This window comes from Bacillus sp. FSL L8-0099 (assembly GCF_038006385.1).
Classification (GTDB): domain Bacteria; phylum Bacillota; class Bacilli; order Bacillales; family Bacillaceae_G; genus Bacillus_A; species Bacillus_A toyonensis.
The window spans coordinates 4,460,171-4,485,671 of sequence record NZ_JBBOVC010000001.1 but is presented as its reverse complement, the minus strand read 5'-3'; the positions used below and the strand labels follow the sequence as shown (position 1 = coordinate 4,485,671).

26 protein-coding genes, 2 tRNA genes and 1 pseudogene are annotated in these 25,501 nt (G+C 35.8%); 24 read left to right on the top strand and 5 right to left on the bottom strand.

The genetic code is table 11. From position 1 onward, the window contains the following. Positions 1 to 42 precede the first annotated feature (42 nt). From MHH42_RS22795 to MHH42_RS22785, 3 genes are all read left to right on the top strand, one after another. Complete coding sequence (locus tag MHH42_RS22795; RefSeq protein WP_000058105.1) at positions 43 to 927, top strand: ABC transporter ATP-binding protein; 885 nt, start codon at positions 43 to 45, stop codon at positions 925 to 927. A 2-nt stretch (positions 928 to 929) separates the two neighbouring features. Continuing rightward, complete coding sequence (locus MHH42_RS22790) at positions 930 to 2,156, top strand: ABC transporter permease (RefSeq protein WP_070173814.1); 1,227 nt, start codon at positions 930 to 932, stop codon at positions 2,154 to 2,156. A gap of 118 nt (positions 2,157 to 2,274) precedes the next feature. After that, positions 2,275 to 2,706, top strand: coding sequence for an Rrf2 family transcriptional regulator (locus tag MHH42_RS22785; protein ID WP_000512996.1), 432 nt, complete (start codon positions 2,275 to 2,277; stop codon positions 2,704 to 2,706). 59 nt (positions 2,707 to 2,765) lie between these two features. Here MHH42_RS22785 and MHH42_RS22780 read toward each other — a convergent pair whose 3' ends face one another. Beyond that, a complete protein-coding gene (locus MHH42_RS22780; protein WP_070173813.1) occupies positions 2,766 to 3,431 on the bottom strand; it encodes an aquaporin in 666 nt (221 codons plus the stop codon). Between the two features lie 141 nt (positions 3,432 to 3,572). Next, positions 3,573 to 4,538, bottom strand: coding sequence for a DMT family transporter (locus tag MHH42_RS22775; RefSeq protein ID WP_070173812.1), 966 nt, complete (start codon positions 4,536 to 4,538; stop codon positions 3,573 to 3,575). A gap of 100 nt (positions 4,539 to 4,638) precedes the next feature. On the opposite strand from MHH42_RS22775, the gene MHH42_RS22770 reads away from it, so the two are divergent. Next, a complete protein-coding gene (locus MHH42_RS22770; RefSeq protein ID WP_000658048.1) occupies positions 4,639 to 5,211 on the top strand; it encodes a helix-turn-helix domain-containing protein in 573 nt (190 codons plus the stop codon). Between the two features lie 68 nt (positions 5,212 to 5,279). Here MHH42_RS22770 and MHH42_RS22765 read toward each other — a convergent pair whose 3' ends face one another. Continuing rightward, a complete protein-coding gene (locus MHH42_RS22765) occupies positions 5,280 to 5,465 on the bottom strand; it encodes a PspC domain-containing protein (RefSeq protein WP_000038412.1) in 186 nt (61 codons plus the stop codon). 189 nt (positions 5,466 to 5,654) lie between these two features. Between MHH42_RS22765 and MHH42_RS22760 the strand changes: the two genes are divergently transcribed. The 5 genes from MHH42_RS22760 to MHH42_RS22740 all read left to right on the top strand — a co-directional run bounded on the left by MHH42_RS22760 (position 5,655) and on the right by MHH42_RS22740 (position 10,269). Continuing rightward, positions 5,655 to 6,896: an amidohydrolase family protein gene (locus MHH42_RS22760; protein ID WP_070173811.1), complete on the top strand. Its 1,242-nt coding sequence runs from the start codon at positions 5,655 to 5,657 to the stop codon at positions 6,894 to 6,896. A 98-nt stretch (positions 6,897 to 6,994) separates the two neighbouring features. After that, a complete protein-coding gene (locus MHH42_RS22755; protein WP_000792689.1) occupies positions 6,995 to 8,290 on the top strand; it encodes a purine/pyrimidine permease in 1,296 nt (431 codons plus the stop codon). A gap of 165 nt (positions 8,291 to 8,455) precedes the next feature. Continuing rightward, complete coding sequence (gene gerE / locus MHH42_RS22750; RefSeq protein WP_000659484.1) at positions 8,456 to 8,680, top strand: spore germination transcription factor GerE; 225 nt, start codon at positions 8,456 to 8,458, stop codon at positions 8,678 to 8,680. 107 nt (positions 8,681 to 8,787) lie between these two features. Beyond that, positions 8,788 to 9,450, top strand: a complete 663-nt coding sequence (locus MHH42_RS22745; RefSeq protein WP_070173810.1) for a type 1 glutamine amidotransferase domain-containing protein — start codon at positions 8,788 to 8,790, stop codon at positions 9,448 to 9,450. A 180-nt stretch (positions 9,451 to 9,630) separates the two neighbouring features. Next, positions 9,631 to 10,269, top strand: a complete 639-nt coding sequence (locus tag MHH42_RS22740; protein WP_001233003.1) for a TetR/AcrR family transcriptional regulator — start codon at positions 9,631 to 9,633, stop codon at positions 10,267 to 10,269. Between the two features lie 43 nt (positions 10,270 to 10,312). On the opposite strand, the gene MHH42_RS22735 is transcribed toward MHH42_RS22740, so the two are convergent. Beyond that, positions 10,313 to 11,002, bottom strand: coding sequence for a type 1 glutamine amidotransferase domain-containing protein (locus tag MHH42_RS22735; RefSeq protein ID WP_016109143.1), 690 nt, complete (start codon positions 11,000 to 11,002; stop codon positions 10,313 to 10,315). 371 nt (positions 11,003 to 11,373) lie between these two features. Between MHH42_RS22735 and MHH42_RS22730 the strand changes: the two genes are divergently transcribed. The 9 genes from MHH42_RS22730 to MHH42_RS22690 all read left to right on the top strand — a co-directional run bounded on the left by MHH42_RS22730 (position 11,374) and on the right by MHH42_RS22690 (position 17,868). Continuing rightward, the gene (locus MHH42_RS22730; protein WP_340894186.1) at positions 11,374 to 12,705 is read left to right on the top strand and encodes an MFS transporter; all 1,332 of its coding nucleotides are present in this window, start codon (positions 11,374 to 11,376) and stop codon (positions 12,703 to 12,705) included. Positions 12,706 to 12,961: 256 nt separating this feature from the next. Next, positions 12,962 to 13,768, top strand: a complete 807-nt coding sequence (racE, locus tag MHH42_RS22725) for a glutamate racemase (RefSeq protein WP_000773999.1) — start codon at positions 12,962 to 12,964, stop codon at positions 13,766 to 13,768. A gap of 180 nt (positions 13,769 to 13,948) precedes the next feature. Further along, positions 13,949 to 14,995: a GerMN domain-containing protein gene (locus MHH42_RS22720; protein WP_340894184.1), complete on the top strand. Its 1,047-nt coding sequence runs from the start codon at positions 13,949 to 13,951 to the stop codon at positions 14,993 to 14,995. A 128-nt stretch (positions 14,996 to 15,123) separates the two neighbouring features. After that, positions 15,124 to 15,861, top strand: a complete 738-nt coding sequence (gene rph / locus MHH42_RS22715) for a ribonuclease PH (protein WP_001261767.1) — start codon at positions 15,124 to 15,126, stop codon at positions 15,859 to 15,861. A gap of 11 nt (positions 15,862 to 15,872) precedes the next feature. Further along, positions 15,873 to 16,481 carry an XTP/dITP diphosphatase gene (locus tag MHH42_RS22710; RefSeq protein ID WP_000815932.1) on the top strand — a complete coding sequence of 203 codons (609 nt, stop codon included), beginning with the start codon at positions 15,873 to 15,875 and terminating at the stop codon, positions 16,479 to 16,481. Between the two features lie 13 nt (positions 16,482 to 16,494). Next, complete coding sequence (locus MHH42_RS22705; protein ID WP_000645513.1) at positions 16,495 to 16,998, top strand: metallophosphoesterase; 504 nt, start codon at positions 16,495 to 16,497, stop codon at positions 16,996 to 16,998. A 109-nt stretch (positions 16,999 to 17,107) separates the two neighbouring features. Then, positions 17,108 to 17,181 (top strand) — tRNA-Gly (locus tag MHH42_RS22700). Between the two features lies 1 nt (position 17,182). Next, positions 17,183 to 17,256: transfer RNA gene (locus MHH42_RS22695), tRNA-Arg, on the top strand. Positions 17,257 to 17,667: 411 nt separating this feature from the next. Beyond that, positions 17,668 to 17,868 carry a hypothetical protein gene (locus tag MHH42_RS22690; protein WP_000090056.1) on the top strand — a complete coding sequence of 67 codons (201 nt, stop codon included), beginning with the start codon at positions 17,668 to 17,670 and terminating at the stop codon, positions 17,866 to 17,868. Positions 17,869 to 17,952: 84 nt separating this feature from the next. Here MHH42_RS22690 and MHH42_RS22685 read toward each other — a convergent pair whose 3' ends face one another. Further along, the gene (locus MHH42_RS22685) at positions 17,953 to 18,567 is read right to left on the bottom strand and encodes a PH domain-containing protein (RefSeq protein ID WP_000473869.1); all 615 of its coding nucleotides are present in this window, start codon (positions 18,565 to 18,567) and stop codon (positions 17,953 to 17,955) included. A 113-nt stretch (positions 18,568 to 18,680) separates the two neighbouring features. On the opposite strand from MHH42_RS22685, the pseudogene MHH42_RS32455 reads away from it, so the two are divergent. The 6 genes and pseudogenes from MHH42_RS32455 to lonB form a co-directional block, all read left to right on the top strand. Beyond that, a pseudogene (locus MHH42_RS32455) lies at positions 18,681 to 18,793 on the top strand (group I intron-associated PD-(D/E)XK endonuclease); the annotation flags it as partial. A 287-nt stretch (positions 18,794 to 19,080) separates the two neighbouring features. Continuing rightward, positions 19,081 to 19,329: a hypothetical protein gene (locus MHH42_RS22680; RefSeq protein WP_001983650.1), complete on the top strand. Its 249-nt coding sequence runs from the start codon at positions 19,081 to 19,083 to the stop codon at positions 19,327 to 19,329. A 198-nt stretch (positions 19,330 to 19,527) separates the two neighbouring features. Continuing rightward, positions 19,528 to 20,526: a hypothetical protein gene (locus MHH42_RS22675; protein WP_000358250.1), complete on the top strand. Its 999-nt coding sequence runs from the start codon at positions 19,528 to 19,530 to the stop codon at positions 20,524 to 20,526. 309 nt (positions 20,527 to 20,835) lie between these two features. Continuing rightward, complete coding sequence (gene tig, locus MHH42_RS22670) at positions 20,836 to 22,113, top strand: trigger factor (RefSeq protein WP_000729256.1); 1,278 nt, start codon at positions 20,836 to 20,838, stop codon at positions 22,111 to 22,113. A gap of 264 nt (positions 22,114 to 22,377) precedes the next feature. Continuing rightward, entirely contained in the window at positions 22,378 to 23,637 is a 1,260-nt protein-coding gene (gene clpX, locus MHH42_RS22665; protein WP_000472286.1) for an ATP-dependent protease ATP-binding subunit ClpX, read from the top strand. 106 nt (positions 23,638 to 23,743) lie between these two features. Next, a complete protein-coding gene (lonB, locus tag MHH42_RS22660; protein WP_033657339.1) occupies positions 23,744 to 25,414 on the top strand; it encodes an ATP-dependent protease LonB in 1,671 nt (556 codons plus the stop codon). The last annotated feature ends 87 nt before the right edge of the window (positions 25,415 to 25,501 follow it).

Sequence of the window (25,501 nt, the reverse complement as noted above, 5' to 3'; positions counted from 1 at the left end):
TGAAAGAGAGTACGAATGATAATAAAGGGGAGGCTTTATACTTTGAGTTTACAAATTCAAAACTTAACGAAACTATTTGGGGAATCAAAAGCAGTTAACGGTTTGCAAATTTCGTTACCAAAAGGTGAAGTGCTAGGATTACTTGGACGAAATGGTGCAGGGAAAACAACTACAATCAAAATGCTTCTCGGATTATTAACGCCTAATGAAGGCTCTATTACATGGGATGGAAAATCATTTGGGACTAGTGGGGTAACGATTGGTTATTTACCAGAAGAAAGAGGTTTATATACAAAAAGTAGAGTAATAGACCAGCTGCGATATTTTGGTAGATTAGAAGGAATGACGAAAAAAGAAGTAGATCTTGCCATTGACCACTGGTTAGAGCGATTAGCAATTCCAGAATACAAATTTAAAACGGCAGGAGAGCTTTCAAAAGGGAATCAGCAAAAAATTCAATTAATTGCTGCTCTTCTTCATAATCCTGAACTTCTCATCTTAGATGAACCGTTTAGCGGACTTGACCCAGTCAATGCTGGGATGTTAGCTAGCATTATTGAAGAACAAGTACAGAGCGGGAAGACAATTATTTTATCCAGTCATCGTATGGAACAAGTAGAAGCTTTTTGCCAACATGTATGTATTTTGAAAAAAGGCGAAGCAGTTGTCAAAGGACAGTTAAGTGATATTAAGAAAGAATATGGTTTCCGTAATTTAACGATTGAAGATACAGCAGAGAATGAAAAGGGATTAGAAGCTATACATGTTTCATATGAAAAACAACAAGGCCTTCTTTATATAAAAGTACAAGACGATGCAGAAGCTCTAAAGATTTTACAACAATTGCAAGAACAAGGTGTTACCTTGCGCCAATTTAAAATGTTAGAGCCGACGTTAAATGAAATCTTTGTAGAGAGGGCGAAATAACGATGCGTAAATTTTCTCATGTATTTTCATTTTATTTTAGAGAAGCGTTTTTATCTAAAAAATCATTAATTACGAGTGCGATATTATTTTTAGTTGTATTTGGGATTTTTGCATTTAATCATTTTACTTCAGGGAATGATAAAAGTAAGGATAAAGATAAAATTGCAGTTGTAACAGAAAGTTCCACATACAACGTACAAAAAGAAGAGTTAACTAAGCTATTACCATCAGCAAAAATAACGGTTGGTTCAAAAGCAGATTTTGATAAACTGCATAAACAAGTAGAAGACGGTGAGCTGGATGGTTTGTTTCATGTAATAGAAAAGAATGGAGCTCCAGAGGTTACGTATATGTATAATGGATTTCCTAGCCAAGCAACTTCTGCAATCATGGCAAGTTATTTCAAACAACAATATACAATGGTGACAATTGCAAAGCATAATGTTTCACCAGAAATTGCACAGCAATTGCAAACTGAAATTTCAGTGAAACAAGAAGCAATAAAAGATCGCTCTTCTTCTTTCGGAATTGCCTATTTCTTTACATTTGCTTTATATATGTTTATTGTCGCGTTCGGAAATACAATTGCAATGAATATTGCATCAGAAAAGGCGTCACGTGTAATGGAAGTCATGCTGCCGAAAGTAAAACCGCTTACGATGATGTATGCGAAAATATTAGCAGTTGTTTCAACAGCTTTATTACAACTGGTCATATTAGCGTGCGGTTATCTTATTCCTTATTTGTTAGGGTGGGCCGATTTAGAAAACGCCTCATTATTTGGAATTCCAATTGACTTTACAAAATTAGATGCAAAAGTTATAAGTATGTTCCTTGTTTATTTCATTACGGGATATTTACTTTATGCGATGATGTACGCTGCAGCTGGCGCTGTTGTTTCTAAGACGGAGGATTTACAAGCTGTATCTTTCCCGATAATGATTTTAATTATGGCTGCATTCTTCATTAGTATTAAATCATTAAGTGATCCGAATAGTACTATCGTTGTTGTAAGTTCTTACGTTCCGTTCTTTACACCGATGGTTACCTTCTCACGTATTGTAGCCGGTGAAGCAGGCATGTTAGAAATTACGATAACATTAGTAGTCTTATTGGCGACGATTGGTATATTAAACGCTGTTACAAGTCGTATCTATGTAAATGGTGTAATGAATTACTCAGACAAAGTGAAATTTAAAGATTTAGCAAAATTTATTAAGCGTCAATAATGAGAGAAAAGCATGATTTTCTATTGAAATCATGCTTTTTCTTTATGTATAAATTAAAAATAGTATATAATAGTAAGAGTTGTCTTTTAATAGAATGAATACAAAGGAGGGTGTGCAGATGGGAATTAGTAGTCGTTTTACAGTAGGTGTTCATATGTTGACTTTACTTGCGATAGATCGAAACTCTCGCTGTACCTCTGAATGGATTGCTGGTAGTGTGAATACAAATCCAGTTGTGATTCGTCGCATTACAGGAATGTTGAAGAGAGCAGGACTTGTTGATGTACAAGCCGGTAAAGGTGGTACGACACTTGCTCGTGATTTAGAAGAAATTACATTACTTGATGTATATAAAGCAGTGGAAGTTGTAGAAGAAGGACATCTATTTTCCTTCCATGAAAATCCCAACATTGAATGTCCAGTAGGAGCTAATATTCAATCAGTATTAGAAATTATTTTAATGCAAGCGCAAGAAGCGATGGAAAACGTACTTGCAAATGTAACGGTAGAGCAATTAGTTACAAATTTAAAGTCTAAAATAAAAGAATAAAAAAGCGAGCTTCCTCATAATGAGGGCTCGCCTTTTTTTATTCAGAAATATTGAAAATTCTATTTTTCAGTATTTAAAATGAATTTACCTACGATAGCTGCTACGATACCACCAAGAATTGGTGCTACGATGAATACCCATAGTTGAGAAAGTGCTTCTCCACCAACAAATAAAGCTGGTGCGATACTACGAGCAGGGTTAACAGATGTTCCAGTTAAAGGAATTCCTAATAAGTGAATTAAAACTAATGTGAAACCAATTACTAGTCCCGCTAAAGAAGAACTTCCTTTTTTACCTGTTACAGCTATGATAACTAAAATAAATACGAAAGTTAAAACGAACTCAACTAAAAATGCTCCAGATAAACCAAGAGTTCCGAAACCATTTTGTCCTAAATTATCTAAAGGTGTTTTAGCAGAGCGTAAAATCGTTACTAACGTTGCAGTTCCTAATAAACCACCTAAAATTTGAGCTAATACATAATAACAAAGTTCCATAGCGTTCATTCTTTTGTTAATGAACATAGCTACCGATACTGCTGGGTTAATGTGACATCCAGAAATTGTTCCAATGCTATATGCCATAGCTACAATAGATAGACCGAAAGCCATAGCGATTCCTAATGTTCCAATTCCTTCAATTCCGCCGCCAGTGACAGCTACTCCAGTTCCGAATAATACAAGTACAAATGTACCAATAAATTCAGCGATTGCTTTTTTTAACATAATTTACCTCCTATTAATGCGCATGAAACGTATTATAACATAGGTTTTCGTATAAACAGCCAATGAAATACTATTCTGATAAGGCGAAATAGGGGGACAATAAAAAAGATATGGTTCTATGAAGAAGAACCATATCTTTTGTTATGCTGACTTTTTCTGTTTAATGACTGGAACAGAACGGTTTAAAATACTATTTGCAACCATTCCTAACATAATAATAATCATTCCAAATAGGGAAAGGCCACCAGGGAATGAACCGTTCAAGAACACAATTTCACCAAGTACTGTAAAGACCATCGTTCCAGCTTGTGTTGCTTCAACGGCACCAAGTAAAGCGGGGTTGTCTTTTGCTAAGTCAGTGGCAAAGAAAAATGTCATCGTCGCAATGACGCCGGAACATAAAGCTAACAAAAATCCTTGCAGCATTTGGCTGGATGTTGGAATACCAGTAGTAGAAAATCCGTATATACCAAGTAAAATTGTAATAGGAAGACTGCCTATTGCCATTCCTAATACACGCTGGAATGTATCAAGACGTCCCCCCACAAGTTCCATCATTTTTCGGTTGCCGAACGGATATAAAAAAGCAGCTAATACGACAGGTAAAAACCCTGAAATGAACTGAGTTATTGTAATGTGTCCAGCTGCAGTTGTTTGCATACAAATTACACCTAGTAAAATAAATAATGCTACATATAAACTACGAAGCGGAATTTTTCCGCGTACAAGTTTTGTACCTGACTTCGTTTCTATTTTTACGAAAAATAGTGGTGATAAAAGTAAACCTGCTAATATCGTAACTTGCCAAGTTCCGGCAACGAGCCAAGCCGGAGAGAAGACAGCTGCGAAACTTAATAAAGAATAGAAACCAATCCCTGCAACGGAACCCCATCCGATCCATGCGAATGGATGTTTTTTTAACTCTGCCCATAACCCACCTAAGTTTTTGCGAAATAAAACGATAAGGAATAAAATAGGGAGAGCGAATAAAAAGCGGAAGGAAGCTGTCCAAGCCCAGCTCGTTCCAGATACATTCATTGCTCTATTAATAATAAAAGTTGCAGAAAAAAAGGCTGATGATAAGAGGCCTAATAATATTGCACGCATGAAATATAACACTCCTTTTGAAAATAAATAATTATGTATAGTATAATATACTTTAAGATAATAAAAGTAAACTATTTTATACTTTAAGGTGGTTTTATAGATGAAAGAACATGAAGATATGCAAACGAAAGAAGTCATTCAGCAAGTAGGTCAGCTATTAAGACAAATTCGAAATGAACAAAAATTAAGTTTAGAAGAATTAGCCCAAAAAACAGGAGTTAGTAAATTAACATTAGGGAAAATTGAGAGAGGTGAAACGAATCCAACGTTAGCTGTTATTTGGAAAATAACGAAAGGGTTATCGATACCTTTATCGAGATTAATGGTTGTTGGAGAACCTGTAGCTGTTGCGCGCTGCGGAGAAGGATTTGCAGTAGATGTAGGACAAGCATGGCATTTAGAAACGATGTTCCGTTACACGAAAGAAACAGGGATGGAAATGCACCGTGCTTGTTTAAGAGCGAATAGTATATATGAACCGGAAGCTCATCATGAAGGTGCTATTGAGCTTGTAACGGTAATGAAAGGGAAAGTATCCATTCAAGTGGAGAATGATGTATACGAATTAAACGAGTTTGACTCCATTCAATTTGAAGCGAATAAGAAACATAGCTATAAAAATGAAGAAGATGAAGTGGCTGTATTACATTTAACGATGAAATACTCTTCATGAAAAAATCACCTATAGAATTCTATAGGTGATTTTTTATATGCTCTTCTTAAGTATAGGAAGTGATGCCATTAGTACGAACGTGGCATAAGTAATAAACAAATAAAGTAAACTAAAAATCCCGTTCCAAAACATAAAATAGCAATGACCCAAAGGATACGAATGAGAGTAGAACTAATATCAAAATATTCTCCTAAACCACCACATATACCAAATAGCATTTTATCAGTTTCGGATTTACATAATTTTTTTGACATATAACGATCAACTCCTTTTTTATATGAAGCTATATACTTCTATTCTATATGGAAATTTATGAGAAGACTATGAGGTTGTATTACATTTTTTTAGAGAAACGATCATATTAATTGTCTTAATTTTCAGCGGATATTAAACTTATAGTAAGAGGTATGAGGCGATTTTTAATAAAGGGTGGGGAAATAGAAATGACAGTATATTGGTTGACTGATGTAATGCTTGAATCAAGGTATACATATGAAGAAGGGGCAATTTCACGAACAGAAACAGAATTATGTAGTTTACTCATTGAAGATGGACGAATTAAAAAAATTATAGAAGGGATTGTTCAAGAGGAAGGGATAGTAACTCTTGATGCGAATCGCTTATTAATTTTGCCGTCTTTCGAAGAGATGCATATTCATATTGATAAAACATATTATAGTGGGCCTTGGAAAGCTTGTATGCCAGCAGACAGTATTTTTACACGTTTTAATGAGGAAGAGAAGATTTTGCCAAAGCAATTAACAACTGCTCAAGACAGGGCGGAAAATATGCTAGAGTTACTACTTCGAAATGGTACAACGAATATTAGAACGCATTGTAATGTTGATCCAATTATTGGACTTCATAATTTGGAGGCGACGTTAGCTGCATTAGAAACATATAAAAATCGGATGTCTGGTAGAATCGTTGCTTTTCCGCAACATGGATTATTGCGCAGTAATTCTGTACAACTTGTGAAAGATGCGATGCGTATGGGTGCGAATCTAGTCGGTGGAGTGGATCCAGCTACAGTGGATAATGATATCGAAAAATCATTACATACGATTATGGATATCGCAGTAGAATTTAATGCAGATGTTGATATTCATTTGCATGATGCGAATAATCTAGGAACGTTTACGATGAAGAGGTTGGCAAGCTTAACAGAAGAAGCAGGGTGGCAAGGTCGTGTAACAATTAGTCATGCGCTTGGACTTGGTGGTGTTACTGATAAAGAAGCTGAAGAAGTGGCAGAAAGACTAGCAACTTTAAGTATTGATATTACTTCAACGGTGCCAATTGGTAAACAAGTAATTCCAATTCCATTATTAGATAAAAAAGGTGTTAAAGTTTCATTAGGAAATGATAGTATTACAGATCATTGGTCGCCGTTTGGAACTGGCGATATGCTTCAAAAGGCAAATCGATTAGCAGAGCGTTTTGGGTGGAGTGACGAAAGGTCTTTAGGAAAAGCACTTCGCTTTATTACGGGAGGAAAAGAAACGTTAAACAAGGAAGGGAAACGAGCTTGGCCAAATGTAGGAGATGAAGCGAGCTTTGTTTTAACGAATGCAACATGTACTGCTGAAGCGGTAGCGCGTCAAACGGAAAAGCGTTTAGTCGTGTATAAAGGGGATATTGTTGTTGGAAGTTTAAATGAGGTGGAATTAAATAATCTTGTGTAGAAGAATCGTTTAAATAATTTGAGGAGGGTTCTAATTGAGAATATAGAACTCTTCTTTTTTATTCTTACAATATATTTCGTATAGGAAAGCTAGAAGGGATGAAAAATTTGGACAATCAACATAACCAAAATCATATTATGGGAACTTTGCAATGGTTTATATTTTTATTAGCGAATTCAATCGCACTACCAATTGTCGTTGGTGGGTTATTTCATCTTACGACGGAAGAAATATTTTATTTAATGCAGCGTACGTTTTTTGTAGTTGGTATATCTTCTTTTTTACAAGGATGGATTGGACATAGACTACCAATTGCGGATGGGCCAGCTGGATCTTGGGTTGGTGTATTTACCGTACTTGCTTATGCAACGGCCGGACAGGATCAATTACATAGTACACTGCAAATTTTGGAATTAGGAATGATCATTTCCGGTGTTATTTTAATAGGATTAGGAGTAACTGGTTTTATTGGACGTATTTTATTTTTATTTACGCCGGTTGTGACAGGGACGTTTTTACTTTTATTATGTTTACAATTAAGTGGTGTATTTTTAAAAGGAATGCTAGGAATTACAGCTACTATTTCTCAAATTGATGGATTTACAGCAATAATCGCGTTTAGTATATTTCTGTTCGTTATTATACTATCTAATTTTGGAAAAGGTTTCGTTAAAAGTTATGCCGTTTTAATAGGATTAATTAGTGGGTGGATTATTTTTCTCATTGCAGGGAAAGTGACAATCCCATCTCAAGTAACTCATTTTGTGCAACTTCCACAAATATTTGCTTGGGGTCTTCCAAAGTGGAATACAGGGATGGCTGTATCGAGTTTCGTTATGGTATGTATTTTAGTTTCAAATACAGTGGCAGCTATTATAGCGATTAATCAAGCTACGATTCATAAAGCGACTATTGAACAAAAACAGTTGAAGGATGGTACGTGGGTTGGAGGGATTTCACATATCATTTCTTCCGTATTTTCAACTGTAGGTGTCGTGCCGCTACCGGCGACAGCGGGATTTATACGTTTAACAAAACAAAAGTATATACGATCGTTCTTACTAGCATGTATATTACTAGTCGTAATGTCGCTGTTTCCGAGTATTATTCGTTACTTAGCATCGTTGCCATCCGCTGTCGCATCTGCAGTGTTAATGGCTTCGTTCGTACAGTTAATTGGAATTGGATTTAATAATATAAAACAAGTGCCGATGAGTGAAAGGAATATAACGATTTTAGGCGTTGCAGTATTATTTGGCAGCGGCGTTATGTTTTTACCGTCTGGAGCACTCCAATCATTGCCGTCTGTTATGCAATATATATTCGGGAATGGTTTATTTGTAGGTACAGTTGTAAGTATATTGCTAGAACAAATATGGCGTACTGGAAAGTAAGTGGATAAAAAGAGTGTCCGCACTGTATAAAAGTCTAAAATAACATAGGAAATAAAGCCCATTTTTATTCACCACCTGCACATTTCGTTCATACAATATCTTGACTAAATAAACACCCAACTTACACATACACAGCTCTGGCTTAAGCAAGGAGGGTTATACCAGTTGAAGGAAAAAGCGTATCAATCTAAACCTTTACTCACAAAGAGAGAGAGAGAAGTATTTGAATTACTGGTTCAAGATAAAACAACGAAAGAAATTGCAGGTGAACTTTTTATAAGTGAAAAGACAGTTCGCAACCACATCTCAAACGCAATGCAAAAGCTAGGGGTTAAAGGACGTTCACAAGCAGTTGTTGAGCTTCTTCGCATGGGAGAGCTCGAACTATAAGAAAGCAGCCGACTTTTATATGAAAGGTCGGCTATTTTTCTGTTTGTTTCACGTGCTATATGAATGATAAAAACGTTTCATACATAAATAGGTAATAAGGAGGGGATATGTTGAAAAGGATACTGTTAGTTTCAACAAGTGCTCATGATATGAATGGACACCCGACTGGTTTGTGGCTGGAAGAGCTCGCAGCTCCTTATCTTTTATTTAAAAAAGCTAAGTTCGATGTTGATATTGTTTCTATAAAAGGCGGAAGAGTGCCGATTGATAGAGTATCTATTCCGAATGGCATACCTCGTGAATTTAAGCATGTCGCTTCTTTATTGCAAAATACGAGGGCGATTTCAACTGTCCATTCTTCAGAGTATGATGCGGTATTATTTGGTGGTGGACACGGGGCGATTGTAGATTTTCCAGGTAATCCATATGTAGCAAATTTAATTGAGAATATGTATAACAATAACCGGATTGTAGCGGCTGTTTGTCACGGGGTAAGTTCTTTAGTTGGTGTGAAAAATAAAGATGGTTCATTTTTTGTTGCCGGTAAGCGTATAACAGGTTATACAAACGATGAAGAAAAAGCTGTACATTTAGAAAAGCGAGTTCCATTTTTGCTAGAAAGTAAATTGAAAGAAGAAGGGGCCTTGTTTTATGTAGCTCCTAATTTTACGCCACATGTTGTAGTGGATGGTCGTTTAATTACAGGGCAAAATCCGCAGTCTAGTGTGGAAATAGGTAAAGCTATAAGAAGAGCTGTAAATAAATTATAGAAAAAATACCCGCTACTAATAAAGGGAGCGGGTATTTTATTGCGAAAGGAATATTTTTTGTATAGTGTAGATTGAAAATACAATAAACTAAAAAGACATAATGAGTATAATAACTTCATTTATAATCATTCATGAATTTGCTATACTATTTTGTATGAACAAAAGGGGAGGCTCTTTTAAATGAGAAAAGTTGCGTGTGCAAATACTTATATTAATAAAATAAAGCCTATTATTCGAAAAACGAGTTTTAGCCAATTAAAAATAGATGAAATCGCGAAATATATGGATATTAGTAAAGCTACTTTATATAAACGTTTTTCTTCGAAAGATGAGATTATTGAAGCGGTAGTAGAGGATTTCATAAACTATCTTCTTGAAGGTGATGCGGATAATCAAGATGAAAGTCTGTCCTTTGCAGAACGTTTCCAAAAGACGTTTATCCATTCTTTAAAATGTGTGACGTATATTTCGGATATCTTTTTGCAAGATTTGAAAGAAGCGTATCCGCATTTGTCAGATCAGTTAGTCGCTGCACAACAAAATCGTAATCGTAATTTACAAATGTTTTTTGAGTCGGGTATGGGACAAGGATACTTTAATAAAATGAATGCGCAATTATTTATGGTACAAGATGATGTGATGTTAAGGCGTATTATAGATCATTCTTTTTGTATTCAATACGATATTACGTTAAAGAAAGCGATACTGGATTTTTATCAATTAAAGAAGTATCAACTTTTTAAGCCGGAGTATATAGAAGCAATTGATGATTCTGAAATTGAAAAAGAAATTATTGCTATTTTGCAAATGATTTCGTAAAAAAGCAGGTTTTCCTATACGAATGGAAAACCTGCTTTTTTTATTACATGTTATTTTTTACGTGTTGTAATACGAATTCAGCTACTGGGCCACCTGAAGCCGGATTTTGACCAGTGATAACACGATTATCTTCTACAGCGTAAGCTTCCCAAGGCTGCGCAGCTTTTTCGTAAAGCCCTCCATTTTTAATGAGTTCATCTTCTGTTAAAAATGGAACAAATTGATCCAATCCAGCTAGTTTTTCTTCTTCATTTGAGAATCCTGTTACTTTTTTACCGCTAATTAAACGTTCCCCATTACTTAATGTGATATGAAATAAACCAGCAGCTCCGTGACAAACAGAGGAAACAATTCCGCCATTTTCATAAATGTTGCGGCTAATCATTTGAAGTTCTTTATTTTCTGGGAAGTCCCAAATCACACCGTGACCGCCTGCGTAATAAATAACAGCGTAGTCTTCTGGATTCACTTCACTCGGTTTCATTGTAGAACCGAGACGATTCATAAACTCTTTCTTTTGATACCATTCCCAATCGATGCTCTCCGCCATTGCTAAACTATGCGGATCAATCGGTGTATAACCACCTTGTGGGCTGACATAATCTACTTCGTAACCAGCTTCTTCAACTTTTTTAACGAAATGGACGGCTTCACCAAGCCAAAGCCCAGTAGCTCGATTTAAATTTGGATATTTTTCTACGCTCGTCAACACAACTAACATTTTTTTCTTCATCATAATCCTCCTGTAATGTTTCTTCTATATAAAAGTTCTTTATTTACTTCATTTTATTAAGTTAGAAATTGCAAATTTGAATAACCATGTCAGTCCTCCTTATATCGGATTCGAAATTAGTGTATAACAATTTTTGAACAAAGTAAACCAAAAACACTAAATTAGTTTACTTTGTATATTTTTCATTGACAAACTGTAATGCTGAAACTATGATAGTTCCATGAATATCGAACAACATACATGTTTCGTTTCGAATTCAATTTGTCGCGCGATAAATTTATACATTTAATGAAGTTGTTTAGTGGTGGTAGAGGAGCTAAATAACTGTATTTTTTCATTTGCAGTTACTACAATCAGGAGAGGTGTTACACATGGGGGAAGATATAAGTAACCATTCAAAATGGTTTGTTTTCACATTATGTTTTATCGTTTTATTAGGACCGATGAACGCGGTTTTATTTAATGTAGCGTTAGAAGATATTGCTAGTGATTTGTCGATTAGCCAATCGAAAGTCAGTTGGGTTGTAGTAGGGTATTCCTTAGTTGTCGGTATTGGTTCGATAATATATGGGAAACTGGCGGACCGTTACAGTGTAAAAAAACTATTAATAACTTCCATTATCATATTTGTAGCTGGTTCAATTATTGGATTTGTAAATCAATCTTATGCGATTGTCATTTTCGCAAGATTAGTGCAGGCGAGTGGGGGAGCGGCGTTTATTGCGCTTAGTATGATTGCGGTGGAAAAATTAGTTAATCCTGCTAAGAAAGCGGGTGTGCTAGCAATGATTAGTTCTTCTATTGCATTAGCAGTTGGTATCGGTCCTTTAGTTGGTGGAGCAATTACGAATACGTTAGGATGGCCGTATTTATTTTTATTTATGGTTATTTCAATGATTGGTATTTTCTTGCTTGTAAAATTTATGCCAGAAGAGGTGCAACATACCGATGAAGTGTTCCGCTTTGATTTCATTGGAGCAGTTTTATTATTTGTATTGATTACGACCGTTTTATTAGGTGTAAATATGAATAGTTGGCTATTTGTGCTATCTGCTGCTTTCTTATTTTTATTCACGGTTCGTATGAAGAACGCGGAGAATCCCTTTATTGATATTGAGTTATTTACGAATAAACCATTTCTGCGTTTAATTGCGGTTGGATTTATAATTAATGTGGCGCTATGTGCTAGTTTGTTATTATTACCATTACTGCTAGGGAGAGAGTATAGTTTATCTCCGTTCGTTATCGGGATTGTATTGTTTGTTGCATCTCTCTTTGGTATTGTATCTAGTTTTGTTACCGGAAAGATTGTTCCTTCGTTTGGGGATGTGAGACTGATTAATGTAGCGTCTGTAGTTATGATCGTTGGTTTTTTAATTTTAGGGCTTATTCCGAAAGGGAGCTTTATTGTTATTTTAGTAGCGATTATTTTAACATTTATGAGTTATTCAGCTATTCAAGTATCATTAAACACATTTATACCGAAAACATTACATCCAGCTAAAGTTGGATTGGGACTTGGTTTATATAATTTAATTAACTTTTTCGGTATGGCATTTGGACCAGCTGTAGCGAGCAAAATTATGGAGTCTACAAATAGTTATCGTTTGAATTTTAGTTTAATCGTCATTTTAATTTCTGCTCATTTCTTCTTATTAATAGGAATGTCTTCTTTCCAAAAAAAAGATGGAGCAATAAAGTGAAACTTTAATTAGTGGGGGTCTTACTGCCCGGCAAATAGCGAGGTAAATATGCAATTTATATAGAAGAAACCGACTTTCGTATAGAAGGTCGGTTATTTTTCTGTCTTGCAAATTATGAAAAAAAGGAGCAAAATAAAAAAGGTCCTAGTCTATACAGGTACAAATGAAAATTTTCATACAGAAGCAGTTTAAGTGAGCGAACTTAAAGTGTGTAAAATATAATGATAAAATAAGATGATGAATGAGAAAACGGGTGATGAAGTTGAATAGAGCAATCGGTGTTATCGATTCAGGAGTTGGTGGTTTAACTGTAGCGAAGGAATTAATTCGTCAGTTGCCGAAAGAGCGTATTATATATTTAGGGGATACAGCGCGTTGCCCTTATGGTCCACGTTCTCGAGAAGAAGTGCGTCAATTTACGTGGGAAATGACGGAGCATTTACTAGATTTAAATATCAAGATGTTAGTTATTGCGTGTAATACAGCAACTGCGGTTGTATTAGAAGAAATGCAGAAACAATTACCAATTCCGGTAGTGGGAGTTATTCACCCAGGATCACGTACAGCTTTAAAAGTGACAAATACGTATCATGTTGGGATTATTGGTACGATTGGAACGGTGAAAAGTGGTGCATACGAAGAAGCGTTAAAGTCTATTAATAACCGTGTTATGGTAGAAAGTTTAGCATGTCCGCCTTTCGTCGAACTTGTAGAAAGTGGGAATTTCGAAAGTGAAATGGCGTATGAAGTTGTAAGAGAAACATTGCAACCGCTGAAAAATACCGATATTGATACACTTATTTTAGGTTGTACACATTATCCAATTTTAGGTCCTGTTATTAAAAAGGTAATGGGAGATAAAGTGCAACTAATTAGTTCTGGTGATGAAACAGCGCGTGAAGTAAGTACAATTTTATATCATAGTAAAATGTTGAATGAGGGAGAGGAACAAAGTGATCATCTCTTCTTAACAACAGGGAAAATAGGCCTATTTAAAGAAATTGCATCAAAATGGTTCGGTCAGCCGATTGAAAATGTGAAGCATATTCATTTAGAAGAATAATAATAGAATTCATATAAGTGAACCCCTGAGAAATTAGGGGTTTTTTGTTTATCCCGCTATTTGCCGGGCAGTAAGACCCTGCTGATTAAAGTTTCACTTTATAAGAAGCACAGCTTGTTCTAAAACGTGAAATAGCTCGTATACATAATAGTACAAACTTAGTTTTTAGGGGGGAAAGGCATGCCTAAATCCACTTTTAAATGGGTTATTGGTGCTACGGTAAGTGCTGTTTTATTAACAGGGTGCGGCTTCATAAATCAGGAGAAAGCGACCGAACAAATTGATCCACCAAAAAAAGTTACGTATACAGATGGTGAAAAGAAAGGGACGGCTCAAAATAAACAAGGGCAAACGATAAATAGAGAAATATACTTAGTTGATAAAAATGGATATGTTGTACCGCAAACAATCGCAATGCCTACTCCAAAAGCGAATGAAGTAATACAGCAAACGCTAGAATACCTTGTGAAAGATGGGCCGGTAACCGATTTATTACCGAATGGGTTCCGTGCAGTCATTCCAGCAAATACATCGATGACTCTAGATTTGAAAAAAGATGGGACAGCAGTAATTGATTTCTCTAAAGAAATGAAAAACTATGCAAAAGAAGAAGAGCGTCAAATTGTTGAGTCAGTAGCGTGGACTTTGACTCAATTTAAAGAAATAAAACAAGTGCAGTTTCAGATAAATGGTGAAAAGTTAGCGAAGATGCCTGTCGCGGGTACACCGCTTGGAGAAGGGGTGAGTCGTGCGAATGGTATTAACTTTGATGATGAACAAGTGGCAGATGTAACAAATACAAAACCAGTTACGCTTTACTTTATGGCGCAAAATAATGATAAGCAGCAATATTATGTACCGGTAACACGCCGCGTTGTAGAGGGAAAAGAAAATGATTATGCAACCATTATAGATGAACTTGTAAAAGGACCGATTCATCAATCGCTCCTGAATGATTTTAACCCAGGAGTTAAGCTTATTACGAATCCGAAATTGCAAGACGGAAATCTTACATTAAACTTTAATGAAAATATATTTGTAAACCCAGATAAAAATATGGTTTCAAATTACGTATTGAAGTCGGTAGTTTTATCTTTGACAGAAAAGAAAGGCGTAAAAAGTGTTTCTATTGAGGTAAATGGTAAAGCAAATCTTATAGATGAAAAGGGCGGAAAGTTAATAAAACCTGTAGATCGTCCAGAAAACGTGAATACAGGTAGTTTTTAATCGTGGATAATTTGATATACTTAAGTAAGAAAGGGGAATTGCTTTTTGGGTTCCCCTTCTTTTATTGTATACATATCATACATTTAAATTTGGCTATACTAACAAGTAGTTATGAGGAGGTTATTTTTATGCGAGTAGATGGTAGAGAGAAAACAGAATTACGCCATATACATATTCATACGAATTATTTAAAACACCCAGAAGGATCAGTATTAATTGAAGTTGGGGATACAAAGGTAATTTGCTCAGCGACAATTGAAGAGCGTGTCCCACCGTTTATGCGCGGGGAAGGAAAGGGCTGGGTAACAGCTGAATACGCGATGATTCCGCGTGCAACAGAACAACGTACAATCAGGGAGTCAAGTAAAGGGAAAGTAACTGGACGTACAATGGAAATCCAGCGTTTAATTGGACGAGCATTACGTGCGGTAGTTGACTTAGAAGCACTTGGCGAGAGAACAGTTTGGATTGACTGTGATGTTATTCAAGCAGATGGTGGAACGAGAACAGCTTCTATTACAGGTGCATATGTAGCGATGGTATTAGCGTTTGAGAAGTTATTACAAGCAGAAAAAGTATCTAAAATTCCAGTAAAAGATTATTTAGCAGCAACGTCAGTGGGAATTGTGGAAGAGCAAGGTGTTGTTTTAGATTTAAACTATGCAGAAGATTCTAAAGCGGACGTTGATATGAACGTGATTATGACTGGAAAAGGTCAGTTTGTCGAAGTGCAAGGAACTGGAGAAGAAGCGACGTTTAGCAGAACACAGTTAAATGAACTACTTGATGCTGCGGAACAAGGCATTTTCCAACTAATTGACATGCAAAAAGAAGCGTTAGGTGACATCGTATCTCATATAGAGTAGAGGTGGAAAATATGAAACAAGTTGTTGTTGCGACAAAAAATATGGGGAAAGTGCGTGAGTTTGCTGAGTTATTTGAGCGCTTTGATTTAGAAGTGAAATCATTACACGATTTTCCTCATATTGAAGAAGTCGAAGAAACTGGTGAAACGTTTGAAGAAAATGCAATCTTAAAAGCAGATAGTTTGAGTAGACAGTTGGATTCTATCGTAATTGCGGATGATTCAGGTCTGATCGTAGATGCTTTAAACGGAAAACCAGGCGTGTATTCAGCTCGGTTTGCAGGAGAGCCGAAAGACGATCAAGCGAACATGGATAAAGTGTTACAAGAATTAAATGGAATTGACTTTGAAAAACGTAAAGCGCGTTTCTACTGTGCATTAGCAGTTGCATTCCCAGAAGCGGATAAAGAACCGGTCATTGTGAATGGAACGTGTGAAGGGTACATTTTAGAACAGCGCCGCGGGGAAAACGGCTTTGGATATGATCCAATCTTTTATGTAGAAGAATATAAAAAAGCGATGGCAGAACTAAGTTCAGATGAGAAAAATGCCATTAGTCACCGCGGACGTGCTCTTCGTAAGTTAGAAGAAAAAATTCCGGAATGGTTTTTAGGAGAATGAGGGAGAGAGATTGATGAAAGCTTTAATAGTAAGCGATAGTCATAGCTCTGTGAAGGAATTACAGCAGTTAAAAGAGAAATATGAAGGGAAAGTAGATGTCATGATCCATTGTGGTGATTCGGAGTTAACGCCTGCTCATGAAGAACTGCAAGGTTTCCATGTTGTAAAAGGAAATTGTGATTATGCTAACTTTCAAGATGAAATTGTAACTGACGTAGATGGCATTCGCTTCTTAGTTGTGCATGGACATCGTCATAACGTGAAAATGACTTTACAAACGTTAGCGTACTATGCAGAAGAAGAGGGGGCACAAGTTGCATGCTTCGGACATTCTCACGTATTAGGTGCGGAATTTATTGATGGAGTTTTATTTATCAATCCAGGAAGTATTTTATTACCACGTCAGCGTGTAGAAAAGACATTTGCCTTATTAGAAATGAATGAAAAACATATAGATGTTCGCTTTGAAACATTAGACGGACAACTAGTTGAACAAGCAGTTTTTAAAAGAGGATAAGAAAAATTATCCTCTTTTAAAAAAGGTGTTGACTTTATGTATGGATATACATATAATAAATATTGTCGATAGGGCAACAGCGCTAACGAAGAAAAATAAAATAACATATGCGGGTGTAGTTTAGTGGTAAAACAAGAGCCTTCCAAGCTCTGGTCGAGAGTTCGATTCTCTTCACCCGCTCCATGTCCCAGTAGCTCAGCCGGATAGAGCATACGCCTTCTAAGCGTACGGTCGGGAGTTCGAATCTCTCCTGGGACGCTAAGAAAACCTTGTTATCTTTTGATAACAAGGTTTTTTTTTGTCTAAAAATTGATGTATGTGCAAGAGGTGTAAAAAATATAACGTAACATATAATAATTATTATATACAACAGATTAAAGTGCATTAAGAAAAGAGCGCCATTTATGCGCTCTATTTCTCTTGTTTAATTTAAAGAATCAATAGGCTTATGATGGAACTTAAATCCATATCTATATTATCCCAATTGTTCACTTAGAGTGTTATAAAACTTTTTATCATTCTAGTACAATTGAGCACCCGTTATCGAAACTTATCCCCGACAGTGTGTTACAATTAATAGAAGCGGAAAACGAGAATCTCCAATTGACTGGACGTGTGATTGGTTGGACAGTTTAAGAAGGTTGTATAAAAAAGGGAGATGGCGCAAAGATGGCGAGAGCAAAAGAGAATGATTTAACGGAGAAATTGGCAGAAGGTCAACGGAAATATGGTGACGGTAACTTTACAATACAGAACATCGGTGATGAAACTAACCCGAATTGGACTGTCGTAAAAAATGTGAGGAAGGGATCGGCAGGCATTCGCGAAGAGGAAGATATATTAAGACTGCGATCAAAATATATAAAATAGTACGGAAATGAGCGGACCGAGAGTTCGAATCTCTCCTGGGACGCTAAGAAAACCTTGTTATTTTTTGATAACAAGGTTTTTTGTTTAGTTATTAATAAACTTCTCAAAGACAAAACCATAATCTTTCACATTATATTGTTTTTTCGTATCAACGAGCCAGTTAAAGGCGATTTCATTCATCTCTTTAAATTGCTCTGCTAAATTTACTTGTGCATTTGAGATACGGCTAAAAGCGTTAGATGCCATATCTAGACTTTTATGTGCATACTGCAATGTAATATCGTTGTCGTATGAAATTTCTTCTATTTTAAGTAAAGCCTTATATAAATCTTTTAATTCTTCAATGTGTTTTTTATGAACATCAATTGAATAATGCTCATCTCCCATTTGAAACTTAATTTCTACATCTAAATCAATCGTTCCGGCAGTTTCAAGTGCTACGTTTTTAATTTGATATTTACTATAGCTAAAGCGGCGTAGTGTACGTTTTTTACTTGTTGCGCTTGTGCCATCTAGGTGGATTAATCCTTTGTTTGTGAAACAATATTCATCTGATTTTGATTTAATTAGAAAATAAATTTTCTCTCCATCTTCATGCATCACGTAATCATCAGCATCAACCTTATCGTAATCTTTCGGTGTAATGACAGACCCTACATCGCTTAGTCCTAATACATCTGCAGCCATTTTTTTAAACATATATAATCCCCCTTTTAAATTCTTAATTATACAAAAATATATTAACATGATTTTAACAAAATGTTTTCTTGTAAGGCGAAAATATTTGAAGGTAAGTTAAGAAAAATAACGAATATTATTTCGATCCTAAATTATTTAATAAATCCATTAGTTTGAGAGTTGATTCTCCGAAAAATTATCAAGAGAAAAAGTTAATATTGCAAGTGATTATAGAGAAATTCCATGAAAGCACCTCAAGCGATAGGAGGTGTTTTTCTAACCCTTTTGAAATCTTACAATTCTGTAAGGTAACTGTAAGGTAGTTCGATGGTAAGAAATTGCTAATCTTTTATAATGAAGGTAACAACGATAAAACGAGGAGGAAGAAATGATGAAGGGATTAGTTGTAACAGGCTTAACAGTTGCTTTTGGATTTGTAGCGTATGAGAAATTAACGTATGTAGTTGATGTTGTAAAACATTTAATCGCTTAGTAAAAAAACTACCATGAGAGGGAAAGGGAATGAGTGAATGAATGGAATGGTTATTTGGAATTATAGGTACTTGTAGTGTAGTGTTATTGTTCTTTGTCCCGAGTGGTATACTTAGTTCGACAACGAGTTTGTTTTTCTTAAGTTTGTTTGCTTGCACGATGCTTATTATTATGTTTTTAATGAAGCGAAGTAAGCCAATCTTCTATTTTAGCATGATTGTTATGGCAATTATTGTTCTCCAAATTATTACCCTTGTAATATACCCCACAATTATAAAAGCTTTCCATTAATGATGAATCCTCTGCGTCTGTTGCTGAGGATTTTTATTTGTATAATTTTGATTTTTTAATAAAGATTTAGCTGTATTGAAATATAAAAATAGAATATTTTTATATTTCAAACAAAAGGTTTTAGATTGTTGTGTTCTTATTACGCATTTGATATATTTACTTTGAAGATCATTAAAATCTAGAAAAAGAGGCGGACGTATGGATAAAAAAGAAAATACGGTCGTATTGTTTCCGCAACTATCAGAACGCTATATTGATGAAGGTTTTTTAGCACTGAAAGAGCGGGAATTCGAAGATGCATTGCGCTGCTTTGAAATATTACGTCAGTATAATGCAGAAACGGAACAAACGGAATTAGCTTCCGTTATTTGTTTGCTGGAATTAAAACGTATGGAAGAAGCGAAAGACAAATGTGAACAGCTGCTTGAAACAGGAGCTGTCTTATTTGGTGATATTCTTGAAACGTATGTGACGATTTTAGTTCAAACAAATGATTATGAAGGCGTTATTGAAACTGTTGAAAAAGTTTTGCGAACGAAAGATATAATGCCTGAGCAAAAGGAAAAATTAGCGCAACTCGCTTTATTTGCAGAAGGTATGCTAAATGAAGAAGACACGTCGCTAATTGATTCAAATTTCGAATTGGATGAATTTACTAAGGAGATTTTTGGAGAAAACTTTGGGCAAAAGCTGAGAGCGATTCAACAGATTTCGTTAAAAGACTTGGATCTCGCATTACCTGTTTTAAAGAAATTTTTAATAGACGAAAAGCAACATCCTTATTTGAAAACTTCTATTTTGTATAAAATGATAGAAAATCAAGTAGAAGAAGAGATAGAAGTAGAAAAGTTTGGAAATAGGGTTAAAGTGATTCCAGCATTTACAGGTCATAATGAGGAGCAATCCGATAACATTATACATACATTATCAAGCCGATTGGAGCAAAATTATCCCGATATATTTAGTGCGATGGTTGCATATTGGAAAGAATTACAAATTAGCGTTTTCCCATTTGCACTATTAATGGATAAAGTAGAGATTTGGGCTGCTGTTTTAGAGAGAATTGGAAGAAAACGTTTCGGATTGGCTATTGATGAAGAAGAACTTATGACAGCATATAATATTGAATTAGAAGAGTTTCATATTGCCTATCAATGGTTATTGCGTGTTGAAAGAGAAGGATATTTGCCCGTATAATTATGAAAAAGAATCGTTCAGTTCTTGAAACGAGCATATTCTATGTTATAATGTAAGGGTTGCAAAAGGCAGAAATCTGCCTGTTTGTAAGAGAAGAGAAGTGTAATTCTCTTACTTAATATGTTTCATATTAGTCTCGAACAAAATATACCGTAGTTGTCTTTTAGACAACTAGTAGATTGGAACATTATATCTGAAAGCATTTGCTAGAGGATTATTTGTACATTTATTATTTCGAAAAAGAGATAATGAATATTTTGATCTATAGAGGTATGTGCATACATTATTATAGTTGGAGGGAAAGAATAAATGGCTGCAAAATGGGAAAAATTAGAAGGTAACGTAGGCGTTTTAACAATTGAAGTTGATGCTAAAGAAGTAAACAACTCTATCGACGCTGCGTTCAAAAAAGTAGTAAAAACAATCAACGTACCAGGTTTCCGTAAAGGAAAAATGCCTCGTCCGTTATTCGAACAACGCTTTGGTATCGAATCTTTATACCAAGATGCTTTAGATATCATCTTACCAAAAGCATACGGTGAAGCAATCGATGAAGCTGGTATCTTCCCAGTTGCTCATCCTGAAATCGACATCGAGAAGTTCGAAAAAAATGCTAACCTTATCTTCACTGCAAAAGTTACAGTGAAACCTGAAGTTAAATTAGGTGAGTACAAAGGTTTAGCAGTAGAAAAAGTTGAAACAACTGTAACTGACGAAGATGTAGAGAATGAAGTAAAAGCTTTACAAGAGCGTCAAGCTGAACTAGTTGTTAAAGAAGAAGGAACTATTGAAAATGGTGATACAGCTGTAATCGACTTCGAAGGTTTCGTTGATGGCGAAGCATTTGAAGGCGGAAAAGGCGAAAACTATTCTCTTGCAATCGGTTCTGGTACTTTCATCCCAGGTTTCGAAGAGCAAGTAATTGGTCTTAAATCTGGTGAGTCTAAAGACGTTGAAGTATCATTCCCAGAAGAGTACCATGCTGCTGAATTAGCTGGCAAACCAGCAACATTCAAAGTAACAATTCACGAAATCAAAACAAAAGAACTTCCTGAGTTAAACGACGAGTTCGCTAAAGATGCTGACGAAGAAGTTGCAACTCTTGATGAATTAAAAACAAAACTTCGTACAAACTTAGAAGAAGGCAAAAAGCACGAAGCTGAGCACAAAGTACGTGACGAAGTAGTAGAATTAGCTGCTGCTAACGCTGAAATCGACATTCCAGAAGCTATGATCGACACTGAGTTAGATCGTATGGTTCGTGAATTCGAGCAACGTTTAAGCCAACAAGGTATGAACCTTGAGCTTTACTACCAATTCACAGGTACTGATGCTGACAAATTAAAAGAGCAAATGAAAGAAGATGCACAAAAACGTGTAAGAATCAATCTTGTTCTTGAAGCTATCATTGAAGCTGAAAACATCGAAGTTACTGAAGAAGAAGTAACTGCAGAAGTTGAAAAAATGGCTGAAATGTACGGTATGCCAGTAGACGCTATCAAGCAAGCTCTTGGAAGCGCAGACGCTTTATCTGAAGATCTTAAAGTGCGTAAAGCTGTAGACTTCTTAGTAGAAAACGCTGCATAATAAAATAACAAGGCGCGATTTTAATCGTGCCTTGTTTTATAAATATAGAAATATATTTATAAAACTTTTCGATGAAGAAGGAAAAGTTCCTTTATAAGTCGAATATACATATTTCAAAAGTTTTAAAAACTTTTTATTTGTACATAACTAGTCATATTATTTGTATTTCTCGCTACGTAGTGACATAATATGTATTTACATACGATACATTTATCGTGTACATACGAAGGCAAGAGGTTAGCACTTTGTAAGGGGTGTGAAAATATGTTTAAATTTAATGATGAAAAAGGGCAATTAAAATGTTCTTTCTGTGGTAAAACACAAACGCAAGTTCGAAAGTTAGTTGCAGGTCCAGGTGTTTACATTTGTGACGAGTGTATCGAGCTTTGTACTGAAATTGTACAAGAGGAGCTTGCGAAGGACGAAGAAGTAGAATTCAAAGATGTACCGAAACCGGTAGAAATTCGTGAAATCTTAGATGAGTATGTCATCGGACAAGATAACGCGAAAAAAGCACTAGCGGTAGCGGTATATAACCATTACAAACGTATTAATTCTAACAGCAAAATTGATGATGTAGAATTAGCGAAGAGTAATATTTCACTTATTGGGCCAACAGGTAGTGGTAAAACATTATTGGCACAAACATTAGCGCGTATTTTAAATGTTCCATTTGCAATCGCGGACGCAACATCTTTAACAGAAGCTGGATACGTTGGGGAAGATGTAGAAAACATTTTACTAAAACTAATTCAAGCGGCTGATTATGATGTAGAAAAAGCGGAAAAAGGAATTATTTATATTGATGAGATTGATAAAGTGGCACGTAAGTCCGAAAATCCATCAATTACACGTGATGTATCTGGTGAAGGTGTACAGCAGGCACTTCTGAAAATTTTAGAAGGTACTGTAGCAAGCGTTCCACCTCAAGGTGGTCGTAAGCATCCGCATCAAGAATTCATTCAAATTGATACAACGAATATCCTATTCATTTGTGGTGGAGCGTTTGATGGCATTGAGCCAATTATTAAACGTCGCCTTGGTGAAAAAGTAATTGGATTTGGTTCAGAGAAGAAAAATGCTGATGTAAATGAAAAGCATGTTCTATCTCACGTATTACCAGAGGACCTTTTAAGATTTGGTTTAATTCCAGAGTTTATCGGTCGTCTTCCAGTTATTGCGAACCTAGAGCCACTTGATGAAGATGCTCTTGTTGATATTTTAACGAAACCGAAAAATGCACTTGTTAAGCAATTCCAAAAACTGTTGGAGCTTGACGATGTTGAGTTAGAGTTTGAAGAAGGCGCACTGATTGAGATTGCGAAAAAAGCAATTGAACGTAAAACAGGTGCTCGTGGACTTCGTTCTATTATTGAAGGCTTAATGCTTGATGTAATGTTTGAACTTCCATCTCGCAAAGATATCGAGAAGTGTATTCTTACGAAAGAAACAGTAGCTGATAATGAGCCACCGAAATTGGTGCTACAAGACGGTACTGTACTTGATACAAAAACATCTGCATAATGCGAAAGAGAAACAGCAATTTTTATAATTGCTGTTTTTCTTTATGTTTAGCTACGTTCTTCCGCGGAAATACTAAATGATAAAACATTGCGGGAGGAAATAAATGATGAGCTGGACAAATATATTTTTACTTGTTCAACTTGTTTTTGGTGTAATTGTCGGATTATATTTTTGGCACTTACTTCGAAATCAGCGAACACAAAAAGTTTCAATTGATCGAGAATCAAAAAAAGAATTAGAACAGCTTCGTAAAATGCGTGAGATTTCTCTAACAGAGCCGCTTGCGGAAAAGGTGCGCCCTACATCCTTTTTAGATATTGTAGGGCAAGAAGACGGGATTAAGTCGTTAAAAGCGGCTCTTTGTGGTCCGAATCCGCAACATGTAATCATATATGGCCCGCCAGGTGTCGGAAAGACAGCGGCAGCGCGTCTTGTATTAGAAGAGGCGAAACGAAATCCGAAATCTCCATTTCGTACGAATGCAACATTTATCGAACTTGATGCGACGACAGCTCGGTTTGATGAACGTGGTATTGCAGATCCTTTAATTGGCTCGGTTCATGATCCGATTTATCAAGGTGCTGGTGCGATGGGGCAAGCAGGTATTCCACAACCGAAAAAAGGCGCAGTAACAGATGCACATGGTGGTATTTTGTTTATTGATGAAATTGGTGAACTACATCCGATTCAAATGAACAAAATGTTAAAGGTGTTAGAAGATCGAAAAGTATTTTTAGAAAGTGCGTACTATAGTGAAGAGAATACGATGATTCCAACGTATATACATGATATTTTTCAAAAAGGTTTACCAGCAGATTTCCGCTTAGTTGGAGCGACAACACGTTCACCAGAGGAAATTCCACCTGCTATTCGGTCTCGTTGCTTAGAGGTATTTTTCCGTGAGCTAGATACAGAAGAAATTCAAAAAGTAGCGAAGAATGCAGCCGACAAAGTGGAAATGCAAATCGGTGAGAACGGTATTGAAATGATTGGTATGTATGCAAGAAATGGACGAGAAGCAATTAATCTCGTGCAAATCTCTGCTGGTATGGCGATAAATGAAGAACGTTCTTTCATTAAAGATGAAGATATAGAGTGGGTTGTTCATTCTAGTCAGCTTGCACCGAAATATGAAAAACGTATTTACCCTATTCCGAGGATCGGTCTTGTAAACGGACTTGCTGTATACGGACCGAATACAGGAGCGTTATTAGAAATAGAAGTAACAGCAATCACGGCGAAAGATAAAGGGTCGGTAAATGTTACCGGTATTGTAGAAGAGGAAAGTATTGGTAGCCAAACGAAATCAATTCGTCGTAAAAGTATGGCGAAAGGTTCTGTAGATAATGTATTAACAGTACTTCGTTCTTTAGATGTGTTGCCAGAAGGGTACGATATACATATTAATTTTCCAGGTGGTATCCCGATCGATGGTCCTTCTGCAGGGATTGCTATGGCAACGGGTGTTTACTCAGCCGTGCATCGTACATATGTGAATAATGAAGTGGCGATGACAGGTGAAATAAGTATACATGGAGAAGTGAAGCCTATTGGTGGTGTATACGCAAAAATAAAGGCTGCGAAAAAAGCAGGAGCTAAGAAAGTCATTATTCCTGCTGAAAACATGCAACCGTTTTTGTACACAATAAAGGGAATTGAAATCATTCCTGTTCGTAAGTTAAAAGAAGTATTTGAGCTAACATTTATGCAGGAAAATATGCATCGAGAGCTTGATGTACATACTACTGTAGACGAAACAGATGCACAATCCATGTGAGAATGAATGATAATAAAATTTGCCAGACTTCGTTTAAGTTTGTATGCTTAAGCGGAGTCTTTTTTTCTTTTCATAAGGGAGAAAAAA

Coding starts and splice junctions, on each gene's coding strand:
- MHH42_RS22710 (WP_000815932.1), top strand. CDS start 15,873: ATGAAACAAGTTGTTGTTGCGACAAAAAATATGGGGAAAGTGCGTGAG.
- MHH42_RS22675 (WP_000358250.1), top strand. CDS start 19,528: ATGGATAAAAAAGAAAATACGGTCGTATTGTTTCCGCAACTATCAGAA.
- MHH42_RS22760 (WP_070173811.1), top strand. CDS start 5,655: ATGACAGTATATTGGTTGACTGATGTAATGCTTGAATCAAGGTATACA.
- MHH42_RS22730 (WP_340894186.1), top strand. CDS start 11,374: ATGGGGGAAGATATAAGTAACCATTCAAAATGGTTTGTTTTCACATTA.
- MHH42_RS22790 (WP_070173814.1), top strand. CDS start 930: ATGCGTAAATTTTCTCATGTATTTTCATTTTATTTTAGAGAAGCGTTT.
- clpX (WP_000472286.1), top strand. CDS start 22,378: ATGTTTAAATTTAATGATGAAAAAGGGCAATTAAAATGTTCTTTCTGT.
- racE (WP_000773999.1), top strand. CDS start 12,962: ATGAAGTTGAATAGAGCAATCGGTGTTATCGATTCAGGAGTTGGTGGT.
- MHH42_RS22770 (WP_000658048.1), top strand. CDS start 4,639: ATGAAAGAACATGAAGATATGCAAACGAAAGAAGTCATTCAGCAAGTA.
- MHH42_RS22740 (WP_001233003.1), top strand. CDS start 9,631: ATGAGAAAAGTTGCGTGTGCAAATACTTATATTAATAAAATAAAGCCT.
- MHH42_RS22765 (WP_000038412.1), bottom strand. CDS start 5,465: ATGTCAAAAAAATTATGTAAATCCGAAACTGATAAAATGCTATTTGGT.
- tig (WP_000729256.1), top strand. CDS start 20,836: ATGGCTGCAAAATGGGAAAAATTAGAAGGTAACGTAGGCGTTTTAACA.
- MHH42_RS22685 (WP_000473869.1), bottom strand. CDS start 18,567: ATGTTTAAAAAAATGGCTGCAGATGTATTAGGACTAAGCGATGTAGGG.
- MHH42_RS22735 (WP_016109143.1), bottom strand. CDS start 11,002: ATGAAGAAAAAAATGTTAGTTGTGTTGACGAGCGTAGAAAAATATCCA.
- lonB (WP_033657339.1), top strand. CDS start 23,744: ATGAGCTGGACAAATATATTTTTACTTGTTCAACTTGTTTTTGGTGTA.
- MHH42_RS22690 (WP_000090056.1), top strand. CDS start 17,668: ATGGCGAGAGCAAAAGAGAATGATTTAACGGAGAAATTGGCAGAAGGT.
- MHH42_RS22720 (WP_340894184.1), top strand. CDS start 13,949: ATGCCTAAATCCACTTTTAAATGGGTTATTGGTGCTACGGTAAGTGCT.
- rph (WP_001261767.1), top strand. CDS start 15,124: ATGCGAGTAGATGGTAGAGAGAAAACAGAATTACGCCATATACATATT.
- MHH42_RS22755 (WP_000792689.1), top strand. CDS start 6,995: ATGAAAAATTTGGACAATCAACATAACCAAAATCATATTATGGGAACT.
- MHH42_RS22745 (WP_070173810.1), top strand. CDS start 8,788: ATGTTGAAAAGGATACTGTTAGTTTCAACAAGTGCTCATGATATGAAT.
- MHH42_RS22785 (WP_000512996.1), top strand. CDS start 2,275: ATGGGAATTAGTAGTCGTTTTACAGTAGGTGTTCATATGTTGACTTTA.
- MHH42_RS22680 (WP_001983650.1), top strand. CDS start 19,081: ATGGAATGGTTATTTGGAATTATAGGTACTTGTAGTGTAGTGTTATTG.
- MHH42_RS22780 (WP_070173813.1), bottom strand. CDS start 3,431: ATGTTAAAAAAAGCAATCGCTGAATTTATTGGTACATTTGTACTTGTA.
- MHH42_RS22705 (WP_000645513.1), top strand. CDS start 16,495: ATGAAAGCTTTAATAGTAAGCGATAGTCATAGCTCTGTGAAGGAATTA.
- MHH42_RS22775 (WP_070173812.1), bottom strand. CDS start 4,538: ATGCGTGCAATATTATTAGGCCTCTTATCATCAGCCTTTTTTTCTGCA.